The following is a 24,853-nucleotide window of genomic DNA, read 5'->3' as shown; positions in this document are numbered from 1 at the left end:
TTAGCTAGCTAAAAACTCATTGATCAATTCAGCGGTTTCATTAGGTTTTTCAGCGAGAATAAAATGGCCACAGTTTTCAATTTTTTTAAGTGTTAAATCGCTTGTGATCGCCGGCAAAGAATGATGGAGCAAGTCATAACCACTTGCACCAATTGCTAAGACGGGGATCTCTAATTTATTATAGCTGTCATAATCTTTAATATCCTGTGGAAAAGCCTGATACCATGAATTTGAACAGCGAATGGCATCCTTATTGTCATAAGCCGCGCTATAAACAGATTTATCAAATTGGCTTATACTATCTTTATTAATCAGCAGGTTATCGAACAACCAAGCGATGACGATTGACATGCGTCCCTCAAGTAACTTTTCTGGCAGTTCTTTTACCTGATTGAAAGCGAGCCACCATGGATACAAATAACTGGTTTCCAAAATAGGTAACATAGGAAGCTTATACATGCTAGGGTCTGGATGTGGTGTATCCAGCAATATTAATTTACTTGTTGCCAGCGAATAATTACAGGCAAAACTAAATGCTACATGTGCACCGATATCATGACCCGCAATAGAAACTTTATCGAAGCCCAAATGCTTGACTAATTCGTAGATATCCTTGGCGATGTTCTTCTTCTCGTAGCCATTTTCCGGCTTATCTGAGCTACCCATTCCTCTAATTTCAACTACAATTATTTGGTGGTTCTCCGCTAATATCGGCATGACATGATGGTATGCCCACCATGTTTCTGGATAACCTGGAATCAGAATTATGGGATCTCCTTTGCCTCCCTGAACATAATGGATCGATAGATCATTTAATACAATATAATTATTTGTGAAGCCGGGGACTAGTTTAATAAGCTCTTTGTCGGAATATGCTGTTTCCATGATAAAAAAATAATTGATAACTACTATTGATTTTCTATTGACAAATTTAACCTGTATTTTTACAACCTACAAGTATGAAGTATACTATATACTTGCGTTATTTATATTAAGTAATTGATTATCAGGTGAAATTAATTAGTCAGCTAGCTAAGGAAGCAAACATGCCTATTGGAACCATACGCTTTTATGAAAAGAGCGGACTTATTTCCGGCATGACAAAAAAGGATGTAATATCCAATAATTACGTTTACTACGATGATGAAGTCGCCGAAAAACTGAGGTTTATAAAGATGGCGAAAGCTGTAGGCTTTACCTTAGCTGAAATTAAACAGGTTATTGATGCATGGTATCAAAAGGAGCTAACTCAGGCACGTAAAATGGAAGTCCTCGATCTTAAACTCGAACAGATAGACATGAAGATACGGGAACTTAAGGTAATGAAAAAGCAGATAGAACAATGTAAAAGCAATATCCAAAATGGTCTAAGCCGATAATCTATAAAAATGTATGAACATATCTAATCTAGGATAAGGACACTCTTTTATAATTGTCTGATCAGTTTGTTCTCGGAAATTTCTAAGTTATAGCGGATGATAAAGATAGCTTAGCGAATTATAAACGTATTCTTAGATATCGAAAATGCGGTTGTATTTTTGTTTAAATTATGAAATTGTATGGAAATTTTACTATTGAGAAATAAATAGCTATGAGATGCAAAATAGTTATGATTGGATTGTCATTCGTATTGTGTCTGGTTGCCTTTTTAATTAGAGATCGGTTTTTAATGTTTTTTACAACCGAAATTATAGGTGAAAGTCCCTTGTTTAAGGATAGCTGGCGTCTACCTGGCCAGGTTTTGCCAATACTTATTTTTATTTCCTGTTTTGGAATTATACCTTTTCTGTACCTATCCGTTACCACTTACTGTAAAATATTCTCCGTAAAAAATCAGCTGCTTTCGTTACTTATTATCAGCTCTTCAGGGCTTATATGTGGTGCCATGCGCATTATATATCTAAAATATAAAGTTACTCAGATACGTGATCTGTTAAAGAGAGCCGAGTTTACTTCCGAAGCTGATATACCGAGCGTTCATTTTCAGGATATGCATCTAGAGTCTTATCTATTTGCGGGGTTACTTGTTGGCTGGCTGCTTTGTATGATCATTTTTAGAAAATTCGCAAATCGTAAAAATAGAAAACCAAAGGTCGAAAATCAATGTTAAATCCTCATTTTTATTTATCTTTCAAAATAAGTAATCGCAGAATAGCTAGCTAGTAATATATATCTGAAAAATGCAAGATAGACAAAGATGAGAAATCTAAAAACGAACACATAATATGAAGCGGATTAATGTATTTGACAAGACGGTGTATGGAGTTACAATTGGACTATTGCCCCTTCTATTCGTGTTATTTTATAGCTCCTGCATATCCATATCTCCTAAATATTTAGCGAAAAATGCCAATGATCATAGCGTCTCTCAGATAGGTTTGAAGGAGGTCTATATCTTCGATAATTTTCCTCAGAAGGTACCCGGCCGAAATGATGGTAGCCAGGAAAAGAGTTCCAAATACAATAAAGTGTGCCTATGGAACTTTATTGAGCCAGATTATTATAAAACCGACAGTCTACAATACCTTTACAAAACGTCATTGGAACTAACAAGAAAAAATAAAATGCTGTTCAAGCTGATCGATACCTTGGGAAATGTTGTGCGTGAGAAAACCAGAAAAGTTAAGTCTGAGCCGAGCAATTTTTTTTCCATTAGGAATACAGATATTGACATCTATGTTTTGTTGAACAGATTCTCTACGACAAGCATTTGTCTTGCAGTGGATAAAAATGGTGATTTAATAGTGCCAAGCGAGTGGGCAGGAGGAGGTTTTTTTATTTTGTTTCCATTAGCGGGCAATCATGAATACGCCTATTATAGCTATAGACGTATTGTCACCGTTATACACGAACCTAATAGTTTAGATACAAAAATTAGTGTAGACAGTAAAGCAGAATTTTCCGAAGTCTATAATTGTGTTCCTTTACGATGCTTTGAATAGCACATTATTTATTGCTGATAGTTGAAAAATACAATGATTTGTTCAAATCTTAACGATTCGGAATTATATGTCAACACTAAGCGGTTAGCATTCGTTCAGTGCTGGCAATTAGGCGTTTAATTTGTTTCTAAAACACTACATAATGTTATGAACTGCATGAAAGGGTAGAACATCCTGCTGTGTCATTATAGCTGGAAGGACGCCTTACAGAAAATTCTGGAAACAATACCTGATAAGGATTTTCTAAAGCTTGCGTTAGTTTCATCAACATCTCTGTTTTTCCATTACTGATTTCCTCAATACATTGGTAAAGTAGATAGTTTCTCAGTATAAATTTCGGATTTGTTTTCCCCATTAATTCCCGAGACGCTGCTTTTGAAATTGAATTTGCTTGCAGGCGGGCTCGGTACTGTTCCAAGAAGACTTCAAGTTTTGTGATTTTTTCTTCATTTAAAGCCGTATAAGCCACCGAGGCGAAATGCTCATTTAAATCAACGTCAGATGATACTTTTTCCAGTTGATTGAAAAATAAGGTGTAATCCAATTCCAGATTCTGCATTAATCCCTGCCAGTTGGCAAAAAATGCTGCATCCTCTTTTTTGAGCTTATCAAACCCGAATTTTTTGCAAAGCATTTTGTCATGAGTCTCCCAAAAATAAACGCCAAAATTATTTAGCGTGTTTTCAAGGAATTTTTCATCGTTGATGATGGGTTGTAGGGCATTTGCAAGTTTCCATAGATTCCAGTGTGCAATCTGTGCCTGCTTTCCAAATGCATATCTTCTTCCTGGCAAATCCGTAGTGTTTGGAGTGAAATTTAAATTATATTCATCCATCATTGAATAAGGACCATAATCGATGGTTAAGCCTAAGATAGACATATTGTCTGTGTTCATTACGCCATGTACAAAACCGACTCTGAACCATTCCACCATTAAGTTTGCGGTACGGATACATACTTTTTCAAAGAAGTCTCTATATTTCTGATGATCAGACGTTACAATTTCGGGAAAGTAATTTTCAATAGTAAAATCTAGCAGATCCTGTAATAATTTGTGTTCGCCTTGCGCAAACATCAGTTCAAAATGTCCGAAGCGGAGGAAGCTTTCGGCTGTTCTTATCACTACGGCTCCTTTTTCGTATTGTGGATTGCCATTATACATGATATCTCGGATGACATCTTCTCCAGTAAAGGCAAGGCTTAAAGCCCTAGTGGTTGGAATGCCCAAGTGATACATGGCTTCACTCATCAGGTATTCACGTACAGAAGATCTCAATACGGCTCTTCCGTCGGCACGTCTCGAATAGGGGGTTGAACCGGCTCCTTTCCATTGAACTTCTGCCTTCTTACCTTCGGAATTGGTAATTTCGCCAGCAAGGATAGCTCTGCCGTCACCAAGCTGTCCCGCCCAATTACCAAATTGATGCCCCGCATATGCTGTAGCGTATGCCCGAATATTGGCGGGTAGGTGAGATCCTACTAGAAAACTAAGATCTTTTTCTTCAAATTTTCCCAGCCCTATTTCCTCCGCAAGAGTCTCATTAAAAGCAATCAGTTGAGGCTGTTCGAACCCAACTGGTTCAATCGTAGCAAATAGCACTTTTGGCGTGCTTCTTTGTGTAGGGGTATTGGAAAAATCTCCTGGAAACCTCTTAAGGAAAGGCTGTTTGATCTGTTCAATATTCATACGGCAAAGATATTAATTATAAAAGATAAGACCTCCCATATTATTGAAAGGTATTGTATATTGTCAACATCTGTTCCGAATGACTATTTTTTTACATAAAATACGCCAAATGCATGACAAAGAAGCTAGCTGCTATTAGGCCCTCGAAGTAATTAAATTTCGAAGTAAGAGAATGTGTGATAAGATGATGAACGGTACAATCAGGTTAGGGAGTAAGGCATATGGGAACTGTAGAACAGCGATATTGGGCTGATTATATCCCATCATTTGCATTGGAAGAGGTGATGATAATATGCCTAAAGTAATTACAATCGAAAGTGAGCAAATACCAAATATATTCCACAGGATAAATAATTGTGAATTGAAAATTTTTCGGTTGAACGAACTTCCTATCAAAAATATCAAAGCGGTAATTCCAAAGATTAGATCGAAATTCCAGCCTATAAAGGTCATTTCTCTCGGAAGTATCTTCGCTTGAAATAATGCGAAGAGAATAAATTCTACAGGTATGCGTACAACATGAATGGCCAACAGCAGATATACATTTACCATTGAATCAGCTAATAATTTTGTACAATAGAATACTGTGAATACTGTACCCAATAATGTCAAACCGAATGAGGGTGGAAATTGTATGAAGAATCCTGAAAATGCTGCAGCTGATATGATGAGCGACCATACTATATAAACGATTACCGCAAGTTTACGCTGTACAGCAAACCAAAATAGGACAATACAACTAAATGTGATAGCTAAAAACAGATATTTCATAATTAAACTGTGGTTGTTTTTTTATAAAACTACGATTTAAACTTCCTTGACTTCTTGCCCTAAGGCAAGTATTTAATCTGATTAGTGCATTTATCTTTATTCAATGCTCGATTATAAAAGTAATAGGAGATTATTTATTGAAATAGTGCCGGAAGATCATGAGACATAAGATCGGATTATCTCACACAGCTTATATTATATCGTAATAGGCATTTAAACGAAGTTGAGTCCGTTGCATACGTTCTCTTGTGTAAGAGAATGTGGCCGATTAATAAAAACAATTGCATTATTATATACATAAATTTCTATTCTTTTAAAACAGGAATTAATAATATGTTTCGAAATTTTGTTGTCAGCAATAATTACCGAGAAGAGATTAAAGGATATGCCTTGAAAATTGTTTAAATTTGAGCTACGGCTGCAACCTAATCAATGGAATAACAGCAATAATAACAACAAATGAAGAGTTTTCTAAAAATATTTTTGATTATTTGTGGGATTGGATTTGCAATTTTTGTAGATATTATCTTGATGATTGCGACGGCTATTGGCAGTTTTGACAAGAATTATTCAGTAACGGAGCTGAAAGAAAACTTTGAAGAAAAAAGAACCGAGATTTATGAAGTCAAAGATTATGTAAATAAAATAATTCCGCCAAACAAATGTCTTTCATAAGAAATAGTCGTTGAGCTTATACCCATTGTTACTTTTAAGTGGCGTACCAACTTAAAAGTAACAATGTATTTAGCAACCTATGGAGATTCTGATTTGAGCTTAATGATTAGACAAAGTTAAATTTAGCTAAATGTATAAAAAAGCGTAATCGATTGAATTAATTTATGTCTCTAACGCATTGTATTTTTTGTTAATTTGTATTTAGGCATTAGTTGCTTTTGAAGGTTGGAGCGGTCTTTAATCGCTTTTGGCCTATTATGTTATTGGTATTCTAAGATATATTCTTATCGACAAAGACTTTAATATTTTTAATTTTGATGTTTAAGCTAATTTTTCAAAGATAATTGAATATTATTTTGATACTGTAGGACAGTAGTGAAATTAATTTTACCAATTATGATCAATTAGCCCCTTAATTACAGACACAAACATTAAAATGATCATCATGCAGAAGAAAAGATGCCCCATAAAGAACATTGTCCTTTTTTTTCTGGGCTCTTCTTTCGTCTTATAGCTCTTCCAATTATAATACAAGCCGATCGGAGCTAATATTAATATAATTAAAAATGGCAATGTTATGAGCATTTCATAAAAAAGTATAGAAATAGAAAAATTCTCAAAGCCAGCTATGGATAGCCAACGAAAAATGCGACCATCTTCGTGAGCGTGGGGTATACTAGTATCTTAAATGTAATCTTGAAACATGATTCCTATTTTAATATGGTGGAATAGAAGGAAATTCTATATAGCGAATTATAATTCATTTCCAGCGAATTATAATTAGTTCAATTTATTGGTGTTATTACCACTAAATTTAGGTTCAAAATGATCCTGCAGAATCATTGAAAAGTTAAACTGATGAAAAAAATAAGAAAGTTCATATTAGTGCTTATCGTCCTAAGCCTAATAGCACTGGTTTTGGTTTTGTTAACTAGTCGCAATGTAACGACCAAAACAGAAAAGACGATTTTCACCGAACTTAAAGATGTGCCCAAAGCTAAAGTAGCTGTTATTTTTGGCGCGGGAATAAATGGCGATCAGCCCAGTCGGTATTTAAAAGATAGGCTGGATGCTGGGATTTCGCTATATAAAAACAACAAAGTAGATAAAATACTACTGTCGGGAGATAACGGAAGAGATGAGTACGATGAGCTTACCGTAATGAAATTATACTGCCAGAAAAATGGTGTTGATACCACAGCAATATACATCGATTACGCGGGCTTTGATAGCTATTCGACCATGTATCGTGCAAAACATATCTTTCATATTGACACAGCAATCTTGGTATCCCAAAAATATCACTTAAACAGATGTCTTTATCTAGGCGACAAAATGGGCATAAAGTCATTTGGCTATAGTGCGGACCGAGGTGCTTATCCCGGTTATAAATACTACACACTGAGAGAAAAATTATCGGTTACCAAAGCCGTATTGGACGTAATAAGAAACCGAAAACCAAAGTATCTAGGTGGATCAGTTGATATAAATGGGAAATCAAATTACACGAAAGAATAGCTTATATACTGCGTATTGATTAGAAAAAAGCCCCTTCAAATTATTGAAGGGGCTTGTATATCCAACTTTTCGTTGTTATCACTCTAAATCGATTGAATTTGTCTTATCATTTGGTTGGTAAATCCCCATTCATTATCATACCATGCCATCACTTTTACTAGATCACCATCGACAACTCTGGTCATTTCCAAATCGACTGTCGAAGCAAATGGGCTTTTGATGATATCGGTAGATACTAAAGGCTCGTTTGTTACTGTTAGTACCTTTTTATATCGATCGGTTTTTGATTCTTCGATCAAAATTTGGTTGATCTCTTCGATCGTAGTAGGCCTTTCCGCGATAAAAGTAATATCTGATATAGAACCTACTGGGACTGGCACCCTGACAGCGATTCCGTCAAATTTTCCCGCGTATTGCGGAAGTGCTTTGGTTGTCGCTATTGCAGCACCTGTGGCAGCAGGAGCAAGGTTTATTCCTGCCGCTCTTCCCATACGCGGTTCTTTTTTTGAAGGAGCATCTACAAGAGCCTGTGAAGCCGTATATCCGTGTGTGGTATTTAAGATTGCCTTTTTTATCCCGAGCCTTCTGCCTAATATTTCGATTATTGGACTTATATTGTTGGTAGTACAGCTTGCGCATGAAAAAACAGAAACTCTTCCGTCTTCCGTATTTACCCCGTGAACCACTGTAGGCGTATCTTTGGTCGGACCCGAGATGACTACAAATTTTGCTCCAGAGGTCAGATGTTTTTCTGCATCTGCTTTGTTTGTGAAAATTCCCGTACTTTCGATAATGATATCAGCTTGGATATCATTCCAAGGTAATTTTTCAATTTCCCTTATGCTTGTATATTTAACAGCTTTTCCATTGACCACAAGTGTATCTCCCTCGATGCGGACATCTTTTTCATATCTCCCATAGTTACTGTCGTATTTAAGCAGATAGGCAGCATTTTCAATACTCATCAGATCATTGATTCCAACAACTTCAAGGTCAGTAGTTTCTGTTATTATTTTTAAAGCGGCACGTCCGATGCGGCCAAATCCATTAATAGCTATTTTTTTCATAATGTGCCTTTTAATTCTGTTTATTATTGTTTCTTTTGTTTTATATAAACTAAGTTCTTTTTTTTTTCGAAAAAAAAGATTGACATGGGTCAATAATTTCTCTATCATAGACTTCCGACAATCACGCACTGATAAAACCGGAGAAAAATTGACTTTTATTGGGTATCTTTTCTGTTCTCTGGGAATCTAACATAACTCTATTAAAATGATACAATTGATACTTAGAGGTCAATATTTCTATAATTTGGAATAGATTGAAGCACCTTGCATTTTTCTTTCATTTTTGGAGAAAAATCCTAACTGTGTTGCAGTCAGAAAGGGAAAGAGGAGAACGTTTGTGGAAATCAAGTTGAATAAGTATTTTCGTATAAATTCCCATTTGGTATGAAACTCCTGATAACCTTTATTTTGGGCTTTTTGTTTTCTCTATCGTTATTTTCTCAAGTTGGGAAAATAATTGAGCCGAAAGATCAATTTGCAGCAATTGATTCAATACTTGACCGCGTTTTAAAAGATCATCATGTAGCAGGCTTCGCCGTCGCTGTTGTAAAAGGTGATAACGTAATTTATAGTAAGGGATTTGGCTATCGCGATTTCGCTCAGAAAAAACCGGTCACACCGAATACTCTTTTTGCCATAGGTTCAAGCTCCAAAGCTTTTACCGCTTCATTATTAGGTTTGTTGAGAAAGGATGGCAAACTGACATTTGAGGACAGAGCAGTAGCTTTATTGCCAGCATTAAAGTTTTACAATGATGAAATGGACAATCAAATTGTTCTTAAGGACTTGATGGCGCATAGGACTGGGTTGTCCCGCTATGATTTATCTTGGTTTCTGTTCAATAGCAAAAATAGAGATAGGCTGATTACGAGGGTCAGATTTATGAAACCGAGTTCAGGCCTGCGAATGAAATGGTTCTATAACAACTTTATGTACCTTGCGCAAGGAATGATTGTAGAGCGACTAAGCGGTAAAACATGGGAACAGAATATTCAAGAAAAGTTTTTTACGCCCCTACAAATGACGCGTTCCAATACCGATATTCTAGCATTTCAGCGGGATAGTGATGTTTCTTTGCCCTATTCACTTTCTAAAGACAATACGATAAAACAGATTGATTATTATAATATTAATGGTATGGGGCCTGCAGGAAGCATCAACAGCAGTGTGAGCGACATGTCTAATTGGCTCAAGGTTTGGCTCAACCAAGGTTATTTTAATGGGAAGGAAATACTTCCGACAGATTATATAAAGGAGGCTGCAAGTTCTCAGATGGTGATGGATGCTGGTTTACCTGACAAGCATAAAGATGTTTTCCTCTCTAACTATGGCTTAGGTTGGATGATTGGGTCCTATAGAGGGCATTATCAAGTAGAACATGGTGGCAATATAAACGGATTTTCTGCAAACGTATCATTTTTTCCAACAGATACACTCGGAATTGTCGTATTAACCAATCAAAACGTATCTAGGGTTCCCACGGTAGTCAGAAATTCTATCTCGGATATACTTTTGGGCTTGGATCCAATTGATTGGAATGGAGAGAAAAAGGCAGAAATCGACTCGTTGCGTCAGGTAAAAAAAGAAGTAGAAAAGTTACCTGTTCCATCGACGAAAGCTTCCCATCCCTTAAAACAATACATTGGTTCTTTTGAAAATCCCGCTTATGGAATTATTGAGATAAAGCTCAAAGATAGTCACTTGTACAGTGAGCTGGGGTATGAGAAAGTTATCCTTCTACATCGACATTATGACGTTTTTGACCCACATTTAGTAGATAAAAATGGCGTAGTGGATACAGAACCAAGTAATCTTTTATTTAACTTTTTTAGCGATGTGGACGGTCAGATTCAAGGTATAGGAATTCTATTGGACGGTAGCGAAAAACCGGTTATGTTTGATCGTAAGGCTGACAAAAACCATTCAGAGCAACGATAAATAATCTTGAGAAAAAAAGATTTTATTATAAACCGAAGGACTTCCATATAAAAATTCTTATTAATTGGAATATTCTTGCCACTGGAGCGCCTGGTATAATCAATATAAAAACCAAGAAAAATTAGACAAAAGGATAAAATGGAAGCATTTCCACAGCTTTTGCCTATGGAATCAGTCCCAAACAATTGGAAAACCTTGCCTTTAACTATCGAGTTAACAAGATTAATGTTTTTGGAACATATAATCATACATTGGGGTATTACAATGATCGCCAGCTAAAAAATGGAAAGTTCTATGACAGCTATATGATCGATGTGGACAAACTTCAGAAAATGGCTGCCCAGACTGGTGTGGACTATTTTATTGACGAAAAGAATACAGTTGGTTTTTTTGTAAATGGCAATTTTATCTTTGGTGGAGGTCTAACCAATACCGCTACAGCTATTGCAACAATCCCCCACACCACCATTGAGGAAAGCCTTGATGCTGTCAACGACTATTACGGACAGAATACCAAACGCTATAATTTCAATCTGAATTACAAATATACCTTTAAGATTAAATCATAGAAAAAGTATTGCTTCGTGACCTATTAAAAAAAACTTGTATATTTGCAATATATTTGAATAGTCAAATATATTGCAAATATTTTGGTCATGGAAATAAATACGATTCTCAACATTATAAAAGTTCAATCTGTCCTTGTCAAGAAATTTGACGGTTTGAGCCTGCATGGAATAAGTCTTACAGACTTTATGATACTGCATATTTTAAGCAAAGCCCCTGGCAACCGTTTAAAGCGGATAGACTTGGCCGAAAATACCGGTTTAACTGCATCAGGGATTACGCGCATTATCTCACCTATGGAAAAAATAGGACTTGTTGAAAAGGACAGTAATGAAAGGGATGCTCGCGTAAGCTACGTCAAGCTCAGTACTGTCGGAGATAAGGTTTATAAGGAGGCGAGCGTTACAGCCGAATACATCTCCAAAAAGCTGTTAGATGGGATAGGGACAAAAGATCTAAAAAATTTTTCGAACCAGCTAAAGGTCTTAGGCGGTGATCTCTAAACATTAATTTGCCTATAGACAAAAAATAAAGAAAAACTGAGTTTTTAGACAGAACATTGTTTAGTCCTATCTAGGACTCAAGACTTTTGTCTTTGGAAATTGCAATCATTGTAAATTATATATGGAATATATTGAGCTGAAAAATACTGTCATCTATTATGAAATATTTGGCGAAAAAAATAAAGAAACTATTGTCTTGGTCAGTGGGTTAAATACCCAAATGACCCGTTGGGAACTCTGATTTTGTAATAAGCTTGCAGAAGAAGGATTTCGTGTGCTCCGCTTCGATAATAGAGACTGCGGAAAAAAGTACTCTTATTTCCGATAGTGGCAACGACCGCCATAGTTCTTCCCTAGACGATTTTTTGCAGCAGCCCGGAAAACACGCTGCTCCTTATTCTTTAATAGATATGGCCGACGACATAAGAGATCTGCTGCATGCATTCGGCATCCAACGCGCACATATTGTCGGACGGTCGATGGGTGGTATCATTGCACAGTTATTTGCATATAAATATCCCGAACTGACCAATACATTGATTTTATTTATGTCCTCATCTTTTAATCCTACTCTCCCAAAAGTTGATGACGCAATGATAAGAAAACTAACAAACTCAACCACAAGTTTTCAAGGTGATAGGCAAATCTTCATAAAAGAAAAAGTCGACTTTATGAAAGCGATTTATGACAACCGATATCGGTTCAATGAGGAAAAGGAGTGTGAGCTAATTATCAAAGACGAATACCGAAAGTCATCTCTGATAAAAGCTTTTCGTCAGATCATTGCACTTGCAAGTTATACGTACAACCCACATGTACTCCATTGTCTTGATGTACCAACATTGATGATACACGGCGATCAAGATCCTTTATTTGGTGCTGCGCATGCGGCGGATTTAAAAAGTAATATACATAATTGCGATCTGATTCTAAAGAATGGCACGGGACACGCTCTACCAAAGGAGCTGTTTCCTTCTCTGATAGAGAATATTTCAGATTTTATCGCTAAATAATTCAATGCGAGATTACAAATTAAGGACCAGGGGTGAATTATAAGGCTTTGGAATCCATTGATATTGGTCATGGACGCGATTGATATAGCCTATTCCAGGCCAGGGAAGATGGGAAGCGCAAACTAGACTGTTTTGATTATAGCATTGTTCAAGTATATCTTTTCTACTGATGTTACCTAATGAAAAATTAACATCCCATTGGGTGCCCCACATTGGATTTGCAATCAATAAAGGGCTATGAACCAGATCTACCAGATGCGTAATAGACAATTGATCGGAGAAAACAGTAAATATAATGTGCCCAGGGGTATGCCCCGGAGCAGCCAGAGTTTTAATGCATGAGAACAGTTCATCCCCAGCATCAAATAGCTCCAAACGAGACATAATAGTGCCGAGTATCCGCCGTACCATGGATATGGACGAGTTGCCAAATTCGGGTCTTAAGCTAGCTGAAAAATCTGGATGGCTTCCGAACCAAAATTCTATTTCAGCTCGCGAAATGTAAAATCTCGCATTTGGGAATGCTAAACTTCCGTCTTCGGTTAAAATACCACCAATATGGTCTCGATGACTATGGGTGATCAATACATCAGAAATATCTGTAGTACGAAACCCTGCGCTTTCCAGGCTATAAACTAATTTTCCCGCGTTTTGTTTATCGTAAAATCCTTCACCGGTATCCACTAAAATCAGTTGATCGTTCTTTTTGATGAGCATCACGTTTATAGGGGCTTCGTAAATGCTCATTGGTAAACGAAGACGGTTTAATTCTTTTTGAAGATCCGTAATTGAAATATCCGGTGCAATGATAGGCTGATAGGGGCCAATATCAAAAAATCCATCGGAAAGAATATAGAGCTCCAATGTGTCAAAGGGAATTTTGAGGTGACTGTAGTTTATACGTGAACTCATTCTTATCGTACGTTTAATTAGCGTCTTGTCTTTTTTAGATAAGGGGATATTTGCTTTGTTAGGCCAAACAATACATGTCCCATCTGTGGAATTGTGATTGCTGTAAAGTCACTAAGTATATTTTCCAATCTTACAGTAATATCCTGTGTCGAGCGGATTACATCCTGATCCCCACCAATAAATAAAACCGGCATCGTTAAATTGTCCAGTTCAGCGTCTGAAAAAATATACTCTTTTTCTATCCTCGCATTGAAATTGCTTTGTATTAAATCCATAAATGCAACAATCTTACTGTCCACAGATTGGATTCCTAATACCAATCTATTGATCAAGATACGGCCCTTTTTTCCCAATAGACTATAGAAAAGGGCTTTTATAATGAATGTTTTTTTTGTCGGAATTATTCCGGCTGGTGTCAGCAAAATAAGTCGGTCGACTAATATCGGATAGCTTATTGCAAATCGTAATGCTAGCCAACCTCCTTGTGATAAGCCAATTATAGTTGCCTTGCTCAGATTGAGTTTGTCGAAAATCTCTTTTAACCAATCTGCAAAGTCTGTAGTTTTATAAGATGGCCTGTTTTCAGCGCTCTTTCCTGCTTCGCCGAGAATATCTATAGCGATTACCCGATATTGTTTTGAATACTCGGCTATATCCGACAACCATGAGGTTGCATTTGAAGATGCACCATGTAATAAGATTAGGATTTCTTGATGCTGACTGCCTGACTCCAAAAAATAGGTGTCGCCAAAAGTTGTTTGAACCATATAGGTTTTCAATGGCAATGATGCACTATTGATTGTATCATCGTACGCACGGATAATCTTATTTTTTCCTTCTTGAGTTTTAAAAACTGTTTTATTCATGAATATTATTCTAATTTAATGTTATGGGAATAAATAAACTAACGTCCCTTCGCTTTTTCACCTTTTAAGGTCATCACTGTACTGATTTTCATGGCTGCTTTTTTTCCGTCACTGCAAAAAATCTCACATTGATAATGACTCAAATTTTTTCCATTTTGTAGGGCTGAGGCTTTGGCTATAAGTATACCTTCAAAAACCGGCCTATAAAAATTGATTTTCAGTTCCACACTGGTAAAGGATTCGCCTGTCTTGATAAAGTTGAATGAGCCGTTCCTATTGCTGCATCTGCCAATTCGCATATCAATCCACCATGGATAGTTCCTTGCTGATTGCTATGTTGTTCTTTTTTCGTGTCTATTTCCACTGTCGCTGTACCCAATCCTATTTCCTTGACCATCATACCTGGGGTGTTTGATATTGCAGTTGGATATTGCATGTGCGTGTACATATCTCTGATAAGCTCTTTTTTGATCATCTTATTAAGATAATCAAGTATTGATAACTTTTTCATATGTAATGTTTTGCCAGGTTTTTAGTTAAATAGATATACAGTAAGACGGGCAGTATATTATTTCAAATAAATAGCCAATCTTTTTGTTGTTAAAAATTAATTGTTTTCTGTGTTAGCTATAATGAATAGCATGGACCGCATATGATTTGTATCATGTTCGGACACAAAATGCATTAGCTCTAAGATTGACATTGGTCGATTTAACCTCGGATGTATACTAGTCTTCAGAAAATCTTCTTCATTCATATTTTGTAATAGTGCAATGGTCTGATCTCGTTCATGTACCAGACTTTTAGTGAGATTGTTGAGCGGATATTTATTGAAAGAAGCCTGATCAGTAGCGAAATTGTTTAAGTCAGCGGATGACATATTTTGATTTCCTCCTTTTATATCCTGAAACCTACTGCTCCAGAGTTTTTCTAAAAGGATCAAATGTCCTATATTTTCGTGAATAGACCATTTACCTACAACCTTCACTGTTGCAATTGATTTACGACAGTTTTCCAGTAATTGTTTTAAAATTACCGGAAAATATGCGAGGCGCGTTAGGCTATCTTCGTAACGATAATTGTCTATATCTAAATCGAAATTTCGATCAAACCATTTGACCAATGCTTGTGATTTCACGGTTCCCATTTTTTAATCATAACTTGTTATTTATTCAATTATTGGTAGGTATTATCCATTCATCCAATGCAAAAAAATCATGCTTCAAACAGTTGCCTACGATGTGCATATTATTCTAATGAGATTCATTAATCTCTACCCATTTTTGATAGCTGAGTACCCCAAGTTCCGGCTTACTTTCACCTTTCAAAATATGGATGAATTCAAGCTGATTGCCATCCGGATCGTCAAAGTATAGCGCAAGTGCGGGCATCCATGCAAAAACCATCGGTTCGTTGGTACCGTCTTTAAGGAAATTATAGGCCTGTAACTCTCTTTTTTGTAAAAAAGTATTGGCAGATTCCAGTAGAAAATCTTTCGAACAGCCGAAAGCAAAATGTCGCTTCTGTAAATTCTCCGGCTGCTCCCAGAGTCCAAGCATTGCTTTCTTATTTTCGCCGATCCAAAGAAATGCGATCGGCCTGGTTGCATCGTAATGTGCAAGTTGCAACCCCATTACTTCCGTGTAGAACTTAACCGCAGTTTCCAGGCTACTCACCTGAATGTGTGTTTCATATAATCCCTCAATCATGTTTTTATATTTTTTATTAATATTTAAGCAACCTCGTTTAAAAACAACTCAACGATATTCTAACTCTTAACTATATCGATATAGACATGTGTTTTATTCAATAATGCTTCTCGTTGAATTTTTTCATTCTGTTTTTCCAATACAATCTTTTTTAAAAAAAACCAATCGGTCTTTTCTATAGTGTAAAAAATAATTATACACGCAGATTCCTAATTAATTTTTCAAGGAAAGACATTGCTATTTTGAGCTCGGTCATATGGTTGTTGACCTTTGCCTGCATAAACGCTCCTTCGATCATTGAAATCATGATCACGGCAAATTCAGTTGGGTCTGTTTCTTCTTTTATCTCCTGTCTTACAATACCACGTTTTATTTGGTTTTCGATCGATGTCTTCCAAAATCCAAGCGCCCTTTGTGCCCGTTCTTTTAGCTTTGGATGTGTATCATCCGCCTCAGTAGCGGTATTTAGAATCGGACAACCAGCTTGAAAGTAGGAGTACCTAAAATAGTTTTTATAGGTTTGTGGATAAACCAGCAATCGTTCTATAGAGCTGTCGGTGGCCAGAATGCGCTCTTTCATATGCTGGGTGACCTTAGCGAAGTTATGATCAAAAACTTGCAAAGCAATCTCATCTTTATTTTCGAAATTACCATAGATGCAACCTTTTGAAAGTCCTGTTGCAGTCATCAGGTCGTTTATCGATGTGCCTGCGTAGCCTTTGGTGTTAAACACAGATGCAGTTTTCTCGATAATGAGCCGTTTGGTATTTTCAGATTTTGTTATTTTCATCTAACAGCGAATGTTAATCCTTTACAAAAGTATAAATAAAATAAAACAATCGGTCTTTTTTTTATCGAAAAATAACTGTCTACTGTTATCAAATTCTTTCATGATGTAATCCTATAAAGTGGAAATTTACCTCTTAAGGAGGTTGTCGTCACTTTTGAAAAGCGGAACACGATAATTCAGATATTAATGATCAGCATTGGCGATGATAATCTTTTTGTTCTTGTTTCCTTTCAGAAAAAAGAGAAGAATGGGCGTGACTGACAAAAATAGGAGGCCTACCAATATATAGGCATCTGTATAGCTATTGAATAAAGATTGTTTTACAACGACTTTTTCCAGTAGCCCCATGGCTTTCTTTTCTGCTTCTGTATTTGTTAGTCCCTGCGTCAAAAAGAGTGTTTTATATTTTTCGATTCGTTGTGTCAGGTGCATATTATCTGCCGTAATATGTGAAATCAGATCGATGCGATGCTGAGCAGTTTTTCTTATGATATATGTGTTGATCAAGGCTATTCCGAACGACCCCCCAAGTTGTCGCATCATATTATTAATGGCTGTTCCCTGAGCCATATTCTGGGGATCAAGCTGGGAAATAGCAAGTGTAGACAGTGGTACAGTGAGCAAAGCCATGCCGAGGGCGCGAATAATCAAATGGTGAGCTATTGTTTCTGCAGAAACGTCGAGATTAATTTGGGACATCGCCCAATTAAAGTAAATGAAGCAGATAAAGCCTATCAATACAATTAAAGAAGGGGCTACTCCGCGCTGCAAAGCCCTTCCGGTAATGATCAGTGCAAATACAGCAAGAATGGATCCGGGCAAAAGTACCAGTCCGGCCTGAGTGGGGGAGAAGCCGAGAAACCGCTGTACCAGCACCGGTGTAAGGAAGATTGAGGTAAACATGCCTAAACCTGTAACAAAAGTTAAAATAGCCGAAATACTCAAAGAAGGATAGCTGAGAATTCGCAATTTGACCACAGGTGCGGATGTCGTAAGTTCCTGGAAAATAAATAAGGCGAGCGCAATAGCAGCCGTTATGGAAAGAATGATAATCATTTTTGATTCAAACCAATCTTCCGTTTCACCACGTTCCAACACTGTCTGCAGGGAGCCGATACCTAGGATAAGCAAAAATATTCCCGCCCAGTCAACCTGTTTTATCTTTTCCCTGACCGGAGACTCAGGCAGTAATCGAAGGCATATTAGTGCTGTGACTATACCAATCGGTACGTTGATATAAAATATCCACGGCCACGAAAAATTATCCGTGATGTAGCCTCCTAGCGTAGGACCTATTGTAGGTCCGATAAATACACCTATCCCAAATAATGCACTGGCTATATTTTGTTTTTCTCTCGGAAAACATTCATATACAACAACAGCTGAAACGGAAAGGAGAGCCCCTCCACCAATACCCTGTAAAAAACGGAAAGCCACCAATTCCCATATATTCGATGAGTTTCCGCACATAAATGAACAAAAGGTGAATAAGATAATGGAACCGATGTAATAGTTTCGACGCCCCAGATTATTGACAAGAAAACTTGTCATCGGTATGACGATCACATTGGCGATGGCATAAGCGGTTACAACCCATGAGATATCTTCCATGGAAGCTCCCAGATTACCGCTCATGTAGTTCAATGCGACGTTGACAATTGACGTATCAATCAATTCCATAATTGCAGCTGTAATCACTGTGACGATTAATATTAATCTTTTCATTTTTTATAAATTATTAGTCTCCTGCAAGCTGTTGGAACTCCAATCGGCCTGCATTATATATCCATGCTATTTTTATATTTTATGAGTTGTATCTCTATAAATATACCGTTAGGTATATTTATAACTACATTTTTTATATTATACAACATTCTATAGAACTAAGTCATATTATATTTTAAAATATACTGATCGGTACAAAAATGAATAAATAATATCAGATAAAAAAATACATTAGTTATATCAGATTCATCTCATTTTAAATTCCGTAGGCCTCATATTGGTCAGTAGATAAAAATTGTTGCTAAAAGCAGCTATATTTGAATAGCCAATCTCGTACGTGATCTCGGTCATATTCAAATCGGTATCGTTAATTAATTCCATAGCCTTAATAATCCGTAGCATTTTACTGGTTTGTTTTTTTTAAATAGAGTACATTTACCTAGACCTACGATGAATTCAACAGGTTAAAGAGCGGTGTAGGTACAGTGCTAGAATAACATGTTTTGTAATCGTGGATGGCATTACAATCAAATACAGCGGTAAAAGACATCCTAACGGAAGAATAAATATTGGGGCAACTCAACACTTTAAATACATTTGTATTTTTATGGTGGAGGAGGACGGTTTTCAAGTGGAGCTTTTCCTTCAATTGAAAAGGTAGAAATATGGATAAGTAAAAATATGGATAGGTAAATATGTATTAATTGATATGGATAAAGAGGAAATTTTCGACTATTTTTTACAGGTATTTAAAATTTTTAGGAATAATACTAAAATCGTTAACAAACTGGTAGAAAAAGGAATTCTCTACCCGTCATTTGAAAAGAAATATATATTGATTGGCAATGACTATGATTTTAAATTGATTGAGACTCTGTCAGAAGGAAACAATTCAATTTATTTTTTGTAGAGGCTGAGGATGGAAGCCCTTTTAGAATTGAATTGTTTTTTGATAAAAAATGGTATATAAGATCCTTTTTGTTTGAATGTCAGAGCTGTTTTGGTGACGATACGGACTGTTCAGTCTGCGGAGGAATAGGATGGGGGGGCTTATAATCCTTGAGATCCTGGTTTCTTAATATTATTCCGCTGTACTCGGCTGGATGAAAGTTGGCATTCTTAGGACCAATATTGGGGGGAATAGGCAATAATAGAGATCTTGGGTTAAATTTGGTATTCTAAATATTTATTAAAGAAAATAAACATTTTGTATCCCTACTGTATTAGAAGTTTTAAATAATTTAATATTATTCCGCTGTGTTCGGCTTCATGAAAGTTGGCTGCCTGAAGTGCTTGAATGTGATTATTGACGGAAATGCCAAGAGGTAAGCTAAAGGGCTGGTAATTAACAAATATATCCGATTCTAGATCTTTACTAAGTTGGTCGACTGTATAAAGTAATGTATGTTTTATTTCATCAACATCTGGAGTACTTTCCCAAGTATGCGGGGAGGTTCCAATTTTGAACATTCCCATAAATTCCTGTGATATATGCATCGGTAGCCCACTACGCATATACATATGCCGCTGTTGAGAAGTAATACAGTGACCAATTTGCCAAACGATATTATTGTTAAAGCTATCTGGGATTTTAAATAGTATGTTGTTATCAACAGTTTCTATTAATTGTAATAACCTGGTTCTACTGGCTTTTAGAATTTCAAATTCAAATAATTCATTCGTCATAGTATTGATTAAGATTTTAAATCAATTTAATAAATTCAAATATAATGATGTTTGTTTTCAATCTTCAAGCCTAGATGTCAGATTTCATCGCTTTCTGTCTTAGATTTCTTAATTCCTCATTAGACCTTCAGTGTGGACTATTCTGGCCTTTTTTGCTTTTTATTCTATCTTAGTCTTCTGCTATAAAGGTATCGACACTCCACTCTTACTCAGATCGTAAGTTTTGGCTACAACAAAGTTATTTTTGGATACGTTTAATGATACAAAGACTCTGAACTTTACTTTATAAATAAAGTTAGACATGAAGGTATTCGTTACAGGTGCTACAGGTTTCGTTGGGACAGCTGTAGTACAGGAATTATTGGGAGCTGGTTACGAGGTACTCGGGCTTGCCAGGTCGGAAGAATCGGCAAAGAAATTAATTGAAGCGGGAGCGGGGGCTCACCGTGGCGACCTGACTGATCTTGCAAGTCTGAAGATAGGGGTCAAAGCCGCTGATGCTGTTATACACTTGGGATTTGTTCATGATTTTGGGCGTTTTCAAGAAATGTGCGAATTAGATAAAGAAGTAATTAATGCCATAGGAGATGCTTTGGTTGGTACAGATAAACCTTTTCTCATCACTTCTGGCACAGCACTTTTTTCAAAAGATGGTATGACAACCGAGCAGGATCGCAGTGTTAATCATCCGCACCCAAGGGTTGCAACTGAAAATGCTGCGGACGATCAGGTAAGAAAAGGCTTGAACGTTGCTGTGATCAGATTATCACCATCAGTGCATGGTGAAGGCGATAAAATCGGCTTTGTTCCGCTATTTATCAAAATAGCAAAAGAAAAGGCTGTCTCAGCGGTTATTGGCGACGGAAATAATCATTGGCCAGCTGTTCACCGCCTGGATGCAGCAAGGCTTTACCGTTTGGCACTAGAAAAACCATTTGACAGTGGAACTAGATATCATGCCGTGACTGAAGAGGGAATCGAGCTTAAAACGGTAGCCACTGAAATTGCCGAGCGTTTAAATATCCCTTTGGTTTCTTTAAATTCTCAGGAAGCCGAGCAGCATTTTTCCTGGTTTACACATTTTGCAAAGCTTGACAATCGGAGTTCAAGTGAATGGACAAGGAATGTGCTGGACTGGAACCCCGTACATCCAACCTTATTGGAAGATTTAAAAAGTTCGTATTATTTTTCGGAACGCCGATAATCTGTAATTTTGTTCCTTTCCATTAAAATATAAAAGCAGGTAAGACCATGTCCGATAATAAGCCCATGAGAATTAGGAGCATTTCCGATTTCCATAAACTGCGCGGTTTGCCGGCGCCCAAGCATCCGCTTATCAGTGTAATCAATTTTGAGGATATGACCGAGCAAACAAAAGTCGGTAAACAGAGCCTATTGTTTGATTTTTATATGATTTCGGTAAAACGTGACATGGAACACAAGTACAAGTACGGACAGAATGACTATGATTTTGATGAAGGGGTAATGTTCTGCATGGCCCCGCATCAGATTTTAAGCGTAATACGTGAAGAAGAAGGAAGAAATCCTTCCGGATGGATGCTGATGATCCATCCGGACTTTCTGTGGAACACAGCACTTTCTGCTTCGATCAAAAGATATGAATTTTTTGACTATTCGATCAATGAAGCACTGTTCCTATCAGAAGATGAGGAGGTAAAAATGCAGCAGATCATCGAGAATATCAAACAGGAATATCAGAGCAATCTGGACCAGTTCAGCCAGGATATTATCATTTCTCAATTGGTAACCCTGTTGAATTATTCCCAGCGTTTTTATCAGCGTCAGTTTATAACACGTAGAAAGGCGAGTCATCAGTTTTTGGAGAAGCTGGAAAATTTTCTTTCCGATTATTTTGAAGGAAATATCACGGCTTATGGTTTACCCACGGTGCAGTTGCTTTCCGAAAAGCTGAATATGTCGCCGCAATACATGCGGGGACTGCTCAAATCGCTGACAGGACAAACCACGCAGCAGATCATCCATGAAAAGTTGATCGAAAAAGCCAAGGAATGGCTTTCCACAACTGAACGCACCATAAGTGAGATCGCTTATGAATTGGGTTTTGAGCACCCCCAGTCATTCAATAAACTGTTTAAAGCCAACCAATATTTCGCCGCTGGAGTTCAGGAATTCATTCAATATTGGGAATCTATTAAAGCTGAATTTGAAGAAGTAATAGGTAAGATATAGATAAAAATTCTTTTGCGTATGCATTGATTATATTTCCGAATGCTTCCGAGTTGCGACAGGGAGGGATTGCCATCATTGGGGAGTGATACCGTGTAGACTTCGTTGTTTTTATTTTGATGGTTTATGAATAATTGTTTGAATTTCAGTTTTTTGTATGACTTTTTGTAATTTCAAATAACTTAAATTATTACAATGAAAAATGCTCCGACTTATTTTAAGGTAATGCTATTTTATCTTTGCAGCATGATGATGTTTGCAATTTCAAATGCGATTTGCAAAGCCGGTAATCTTCCGGAACTATTTTCATTAATGCTTGCAACTGTATTAACAGTAGGATTAGTGTATATTTTCAAGCGTTGGGATAAAATTTCTCTTCGTAAAATAGGTCTGGGATTTAAGAAAAACGATATTTCAAAATTTTTTATCGGGCTTTGCGTCGGATTGTTAATGGTAGGGACTATGACCTTGCTAATTGTAAATCTATCGCAGGTAGAATTTAAACGGTCAACTACATTTCAGCTATCTCAATTTGCTTTATATATACCATTATTCCTATTTGTTGGTCTTCGGGAAGAACTTGTCTTTAGAACATATATGTTATGGAGGTTGAAAGATAAAATTGGGCCAGTGTTAGGTTTACTTTGTGTTATTGTGATATTTATTATAGAACATATAATCGCTGGTTCAACGTTAAAAAACTCGTTGATTGGATCAGGATTTGGAGCATTGCTTTTTGGAATTGCTACATTAAAAACGGGTAATATAGCCTTGTCTACCGGATTGCATTTTGCATGGAATTCTCTTCATTGGATGCTCGGTTATAAAAATAACACCGGATTATTGATTGAAATAGTGCCTAAAGGTTTTGAGGGACAAGGTGAACTAGTAGCTTATACAGCTTACGCTGTCGTGATGCTTTTAGGAATTTTGATAGTTTCGCTATTATTCAAATCTCGAAAAGCTTTGACAGAATGATTTTAATCGGATAAGAGATTTAATCGTTGGAGTTTGGTTATTTCAATTTCTTTTTAGAGTGGTAAGAATCTTTGACCTCGATGCACAGTTTTTTTGATTAATTTTTCTAAAATTTCCGTAAATTTAGTAGTATAAAAACTACGCCATGAAAAAACCTATTTTGAGGCCATTAATATGAAGTATTTCTTTTATTTATTTTTCTTAATCTCGATCAACGCCAAAGCACAGGATATTGAGGTTTTATTAATAGGCGTTTCCCATGATTATAGTAAATATCCTACCCAGGATTTTTCCAGCATCCATCAAAAAATTAGAAAATTTAAGCCTGACGCCTTTTTTGGAGAGTTTCTGAGTAAAGAAGACGAGCGTTTGCTAATGGATTATTGGTGCAAACAGCCAAATAGCAACCGGCTAAGCAAACTTAGGAGCAATCGACCTATAGAAGAGGCATTACTGCAGCATACCATTGACAGCTTGAAGGAACGATCCCAGCAGCAACCCAATGATTATCGTGTAAAAGCTGATTTAGCGCATGCCTATTATCTCGATCAGGATGTGGCAAATGGACATTATCAATTTTGGCAAGTTTATAATTTCCTGAGGCATCAACCCAATGCTGAACTTGAAAATCATATCGAAAAATTGCTTAGCCCGGGGATAGATACCAGTGGACGAAGTATGAAAAGGCTGATAACCTCTGAGTATGCCTATATCGCCTTCCCGCTAATGCAGGAGCTAGGCATCGAGGAACTGATGGCTATGGATTGCCAGGACTATGATCTGAATTGGCAAGCATCGTGGGGAGCATTTGATGCAAAATTTCTCTTGTTTAGGAAAGATATAACCGATTCCTTAAAAAATCAGTTGAAAACAGCTTTGATAGCTATTGACAAAGGTTTTGAAAAATATGCTCATATCGAAAAGTCTTCAAATACGGTAACGGAATGGTTGAACACGGATGAGGCCGCCGAGATTTCCGCCTGGGGAGATTTTTACTTGCCTGTTCTATATAACATGAATGGGTTTCCCAAAGAAGAAATGCTGTCAAAAATACATTGGTGGATTATGAGAAATGAGGGAATGTGCCATAATGTTGTCAAAAGGGCTAAGATTGTAGGCGCCAAAAGAGTTGTAGTCCTAGCTGGGGCCAACCATAGAAAGTACATGCAGGACATTTTCAAGACGATGCCAGCTGTGAAAGTGAGAAACATTAATGAAGTTGACTAAAAGTGGTGTTATCATTTTAAAGCATATAAGAATTTTCGCTGAGAGATTTTTTTCCTTTTAATGTTGTAATC

Annotated in this window: 26 protein-coding genes; 12 read left to right on the top strand and 14 right to left on the bottom strand. The window is 36.7% G+C overall.

Translation table 11 applies throughout. The features are described from left to right. Positions 1-885, bottom strand: a complete 885-nt coding sequence (locus tag OK025_RS23355) for an alpha/beta hydrolase (RefSeq protein WP_317667144.1) — start codon at positions 883-885, stop codon at positions 1-3. Between the two features lie 125 nt (positions 886-1,010). On the opposite strand from OK025_RS23355, the gene OK025_RS23350 reads away from it, so the two are divergent. Next, a complete protein-coding gene (locus tag OK025_RS23350) occupies positions 1,011-1,379 on the top strand; it encodes a MerR family DNA-binding protein (RefSeq protein WP_317667143.1) in 369 nt (122 codons plus the stop codon). A gap of 846 nt (positions 1,380-2,225) precedes the next feature. Then, the gene (locus OK025_RS23345; RefSeq protein WP_317667141.1) at positions 2,226-2,942 is read left to right on the top strand and encodes a hypothetical protein; all 717 of its coding nucleotides are present in this window, start codon (positions 2,226-2,228) and stop codon (positions 2,940-2,942) included. Positions 2,943-3,087: 145 nt separating this feature from the next. Here OK025_RS23345 and OK025_RS23340 read toward each other — a convergent pair whose 3' ends face one another. Both OK025_RS23340 and OK025_RS23335 read right to left on the bottom strand, forming a co-directional pair. Beyond that, on the bottom strand, positions 3,088-4,629 hold the full coding sequence (locus tag OK025_RS23340; protein WP_317667139.1) for a protein adenylyltransferase SelO: 1,542 nt from the start codon (positions 4,627-4,629) through the stop codon (positions 3,088-3,090). 135 nt (positions 4,630-4,764) lie between these two features. Next, positions 4,765-5,400 (bottom strand): hypothetical protein, encoded by a 636-nt coding sequence (locus tag OK025_RS23335; RefSeq protein ID WP_317667137.1) that lies wholly within the window; start codon positions 5,398-5,400, stop codon positions 4,765-4,767. Between the two features lie 459 nt (positions 5,401-5,859). Here OK025_RS23335 and OK025_RS23330 point away from each other — a divergent pair, with 459 nt between their 5' ends. Continuing rightward, positions 5,860-6,075, top strand: coding sequence for a hypothetical protein (locus OK025_RS23330; protein WP_317667136.1), 216 nt, complete (start codon positions 5,860-5,862; stop codon positions 6,073-6,075). An 858-nt stretch (positions 6,076-6,933) separates the two neighbouring features. Further along, positions 6,934-7,593 (top strand): vancomycin high temperature exclusion protein, encoded by a 660-nt coding sequence (locus OK025_RS23325; protein WP_317667135.1) that lies wholly within the window; start codon positions 6,934-6,936, stop codon positions 7,591-7,593. A gap of 83 nt (positions 7,594-7,676) precedes the next feature. On the opposite strand, the gene OK025_RS23320 is transcribed toward OK025_RS23325, so the two are convergent. Next, positions 7,677-8,660 carry a type I glyceraldehyde-3-phosphate dehydrogenase gene (locus OK025_RS23320; protein WP_317667134.1) on the bottom strand — a complete coding sequence of 328 codons (984 nt, stop codon included), beginning with the start codon at positions 8,658-8,660 and terminating at the stop codon, positions 7,677-7,679. Positions 8,661-9,044: 384 nt separating this feature from the next. On the opposite strand from OK025_RS23320, the gene OK025_RS23315 reads away from it, so the two are divergent. From OK025_RS23315 to OK025_RS23300, 4 genes are all read left to right on the top strand, one after another. Continuing rightward, positions 9,045-10,598, top strand: coding sequence for a serine hydrolase (locus tag OK025_RS23315; RefSeq protein WP_317667133.1), 1,554 nt, complete (start codon positions 9,045-9,047; stop codon positions 10,596-10,598). A gap of 185 nt (positions 10,599-10,783) precedes the next feature. After that, positions 10,784-11,167, top strand: coding sequence for a hypothetical protein (locus OK025_RS23310; RefSeq protein WP_317667131.1), 384 nt, complete (start codon positions 10,784-10,786; stop codon positions 11,165-11,167). A gap of 87 nt (positions 11,168-11,254) precedes the next feature. Continuing rightward, complete coding sequence (locus OK025_RS23305) at positions 11,255-11,668, top strand: MarR family winged helix-turn-helix transcriptional regulator (RefSeq protein ID WP_317667130.1); 414 nt, start codon at positions 11,255-11,257, stop codon at positions 11,666-11,668. A gap of 272 nt (positions 11,669-11,940) precedes the next feature. Next, positions 11,941-12,681 carry an alpha/beta hydrolase gene (locus OK025_RS23300; RefSeq protein WP_317669783.1) on the top strand — a complete coding sequence of 247 codons (741 nt, stop codon included), beginning with the start codon at positions 11,941-11,943 and terminating at the stop codon, positions 12,679-12,681. A 12-nt stretch (positions 12,682-12,693) separates the two neighbouring features. Here the strand turns inward: OK025_RS23300 and OK025_RS23295 are convergent, their stop codons facing one another. The 10 genes from OK025_RS23295 to OK025_RS23255 form a co-directional block, all read right to left on the bottom strand. After that, complete coding sequence (locus OK025_RS23295; protein WP_317667129.1) at positions 12,694-13,593, bottom strand: MBL fold metallo-hydrolase; 900 nt, start codon at positions 13,591-13,593, stop codon at positions 12,694-12,696. 17 nt (positions 13,594-13,610) lie between these two features. Continuing rightward, a complete protein-coding gene (locus OK025_RS23290) occupies positions 13,611-14,459 on the bottom strand; it encodes an alpha/beta hydrolase (RefSeq protein ID WP_317667127.1) in 849 nt (282 codons plus the stop codon). A 38-nt stretch (positions 14,460-14,497) separates the two neighbouring features. Next, the gene (locus tag OK025_RS26855) at positions 14,498-14,758 is read right to left on the bottom strand and encodes a PaaI family thioesterase (protein ID WP_411567681.1); all 261 of its coding nucleotides are present in this window, start codon (positions 14,756-14,758) and stop codon (positions 14,498-14,500) included. Further along, positions 14,677-14,970, bottom strand: a complete 294-nt coding sequence (locus tag OK025_RS23285; protein ID WP_317667126.1) for a PaaI family thioesterase — start codon at positions 14,968-14,970, stop codon at positions 14,677-14,679. The genes OK025_RS26855 and OK025_RS23285 overlap by 82 nt, the downstream gene beginning before the upstream one ends. A 96-nt stretch (positions 14,971-15,066) precedes the next feature. After that, positions 15,067-15,597 carry a DinB family protein gene (locus OK025_RS23280; RefSeq protein WP_317667124.1) on the bottom strand — a complete coding sequence of 177 codons (531 nt, stop codon included), beginning with the start codon at positions 15,595-15,597 and terminating at the stop codon, positions 15,067-15,069. Between the two features lie 115 nt (positions 15,598-15,712). Then, on the bottom strand, positions 15,713-16,168 hold the full coding sequence (locus tag OK025_RS23275) for a VOC family protein (protein WP_317667123.1): 456 nt from the start codon (positions 16,166-16,168) through the stop codon (positions 15,713-15,715). Between the two features lie 193 nt (positions 16,169-16,361). After that, entirely contained in the window at positions 16,362-16,958 is a 597-nt protein-coding gene (locus OK025_RS23270) for a TetR/AcrR family transcriptional regulator (protein ID WP_317667122.1), read from the bottom strand. A 183-nt stretch (positions 16,959-17,141) separates the two neighbouring features. Further along, positions 17,142-18,683, bottom strand: a complete 1,542-nt coding sequence (locus tag OK025_RS23265) for a DHA2 family efflux MFS transporter permease subunit (RefSeq protein ID WP_317667121.1) — start codon at positions 18,681-18,683, stop codon at positions 17,142-17,144. A gap of 246 nt (positions 18,684-18,929) precedes the next feature. Then, the gene (locus tag OK025_RS23260) at positions 18,930-19,085 is read right to left on the bottom strand and encodes a helix-turn-helix domain-containing protein (RefSeq protein WP_317667120.1); all 156 of its coding nucleotides are present in this window, start codon (positions 19,083-19,085) and stop codon (positions 18,930-18,932) included. Positions 19,086-19,898: 813 nt separating this feature from the next. Continuing rightward, entirely contained in the window at positions 19,899-20,369 is a 471-nt protein-coding gene (locus OK025_RS23255; protein ID WP_317667119.1) for a DinB family protein, read from the bottom strand. 301 nt (positions 20,370-20,670) lie between these two features. On the opposite strand from OK025_RS23255, the gene OK025_RS23250 reads away from it, so the two are divergent. The 4 genes from OK025_RS23250 (at position 20,671) to OK025_RS23235 (ending at position 24,782) form a co-directional block, all read left to right on the top strand. Then, positions 20,671-21,573, top strand: a complete 903-nt coding sequence (locus OK025_RS23250; RefSeq protein WP_317667117.1) for an SDR family oxidoreductase — start codon at positions 20,671-20,673, stop codon at positions 21,571-21,573. A gap of 65 nt (positions 21,574-21,638) precedes the next feature. Beyond that, entirely contained in the window at positions 21,639-22,580 is a 942-nt protein-coding gene (locus tag OK025_RS23245; RefSeq protein WP_317667116.1) for a helix-turn-helix transcriptional regulator, read from the top strand. A gap of 192 nt (positions 22,581-22,772) precedes the next feature. After that, positions 22,773-23,555, top strand: a complete 783-nt coding sequence (locus OK025_RS23240) for a type II CAAX endopeptidase family protein (RefSeq protein ID WP_317667115.1) — start codon at positions 22,773-22,775, stop codon at positions 23,553-23,555. A 174-nt stretch (positions 23,556-23,729) separates the two neighbouring features. Beyond that, on the top strand, positions 23,730-24,782 hold the full coding sequence (locus OK025_RS23235) for a DUF5694 domain-containing protein (RefSeq protein WP_317667113.1): 1,053 nt from the start codon (positions 23,730-23,732) through the stop codon (positions 24,780-24,782). The last annotated feature ends 71 nt before the right edge of the window (positions 24,783-24,853 follow it).

It is taken from the genome of Sphingobacterium sp. UGAL515B_05, from assembly GCF_033097525.1.
Classification (GTDB): Bacteria; Bacteroidota; Bacteroidia; order Sphingobacteriales; family Sphingobacteriaceae; genus Sphingobacterium.
The sequence above is the reverse complement of the archived record's forward strand: the minus strand, read 5'-3'. Positions and strand labels throughout refer to the sequence as shown.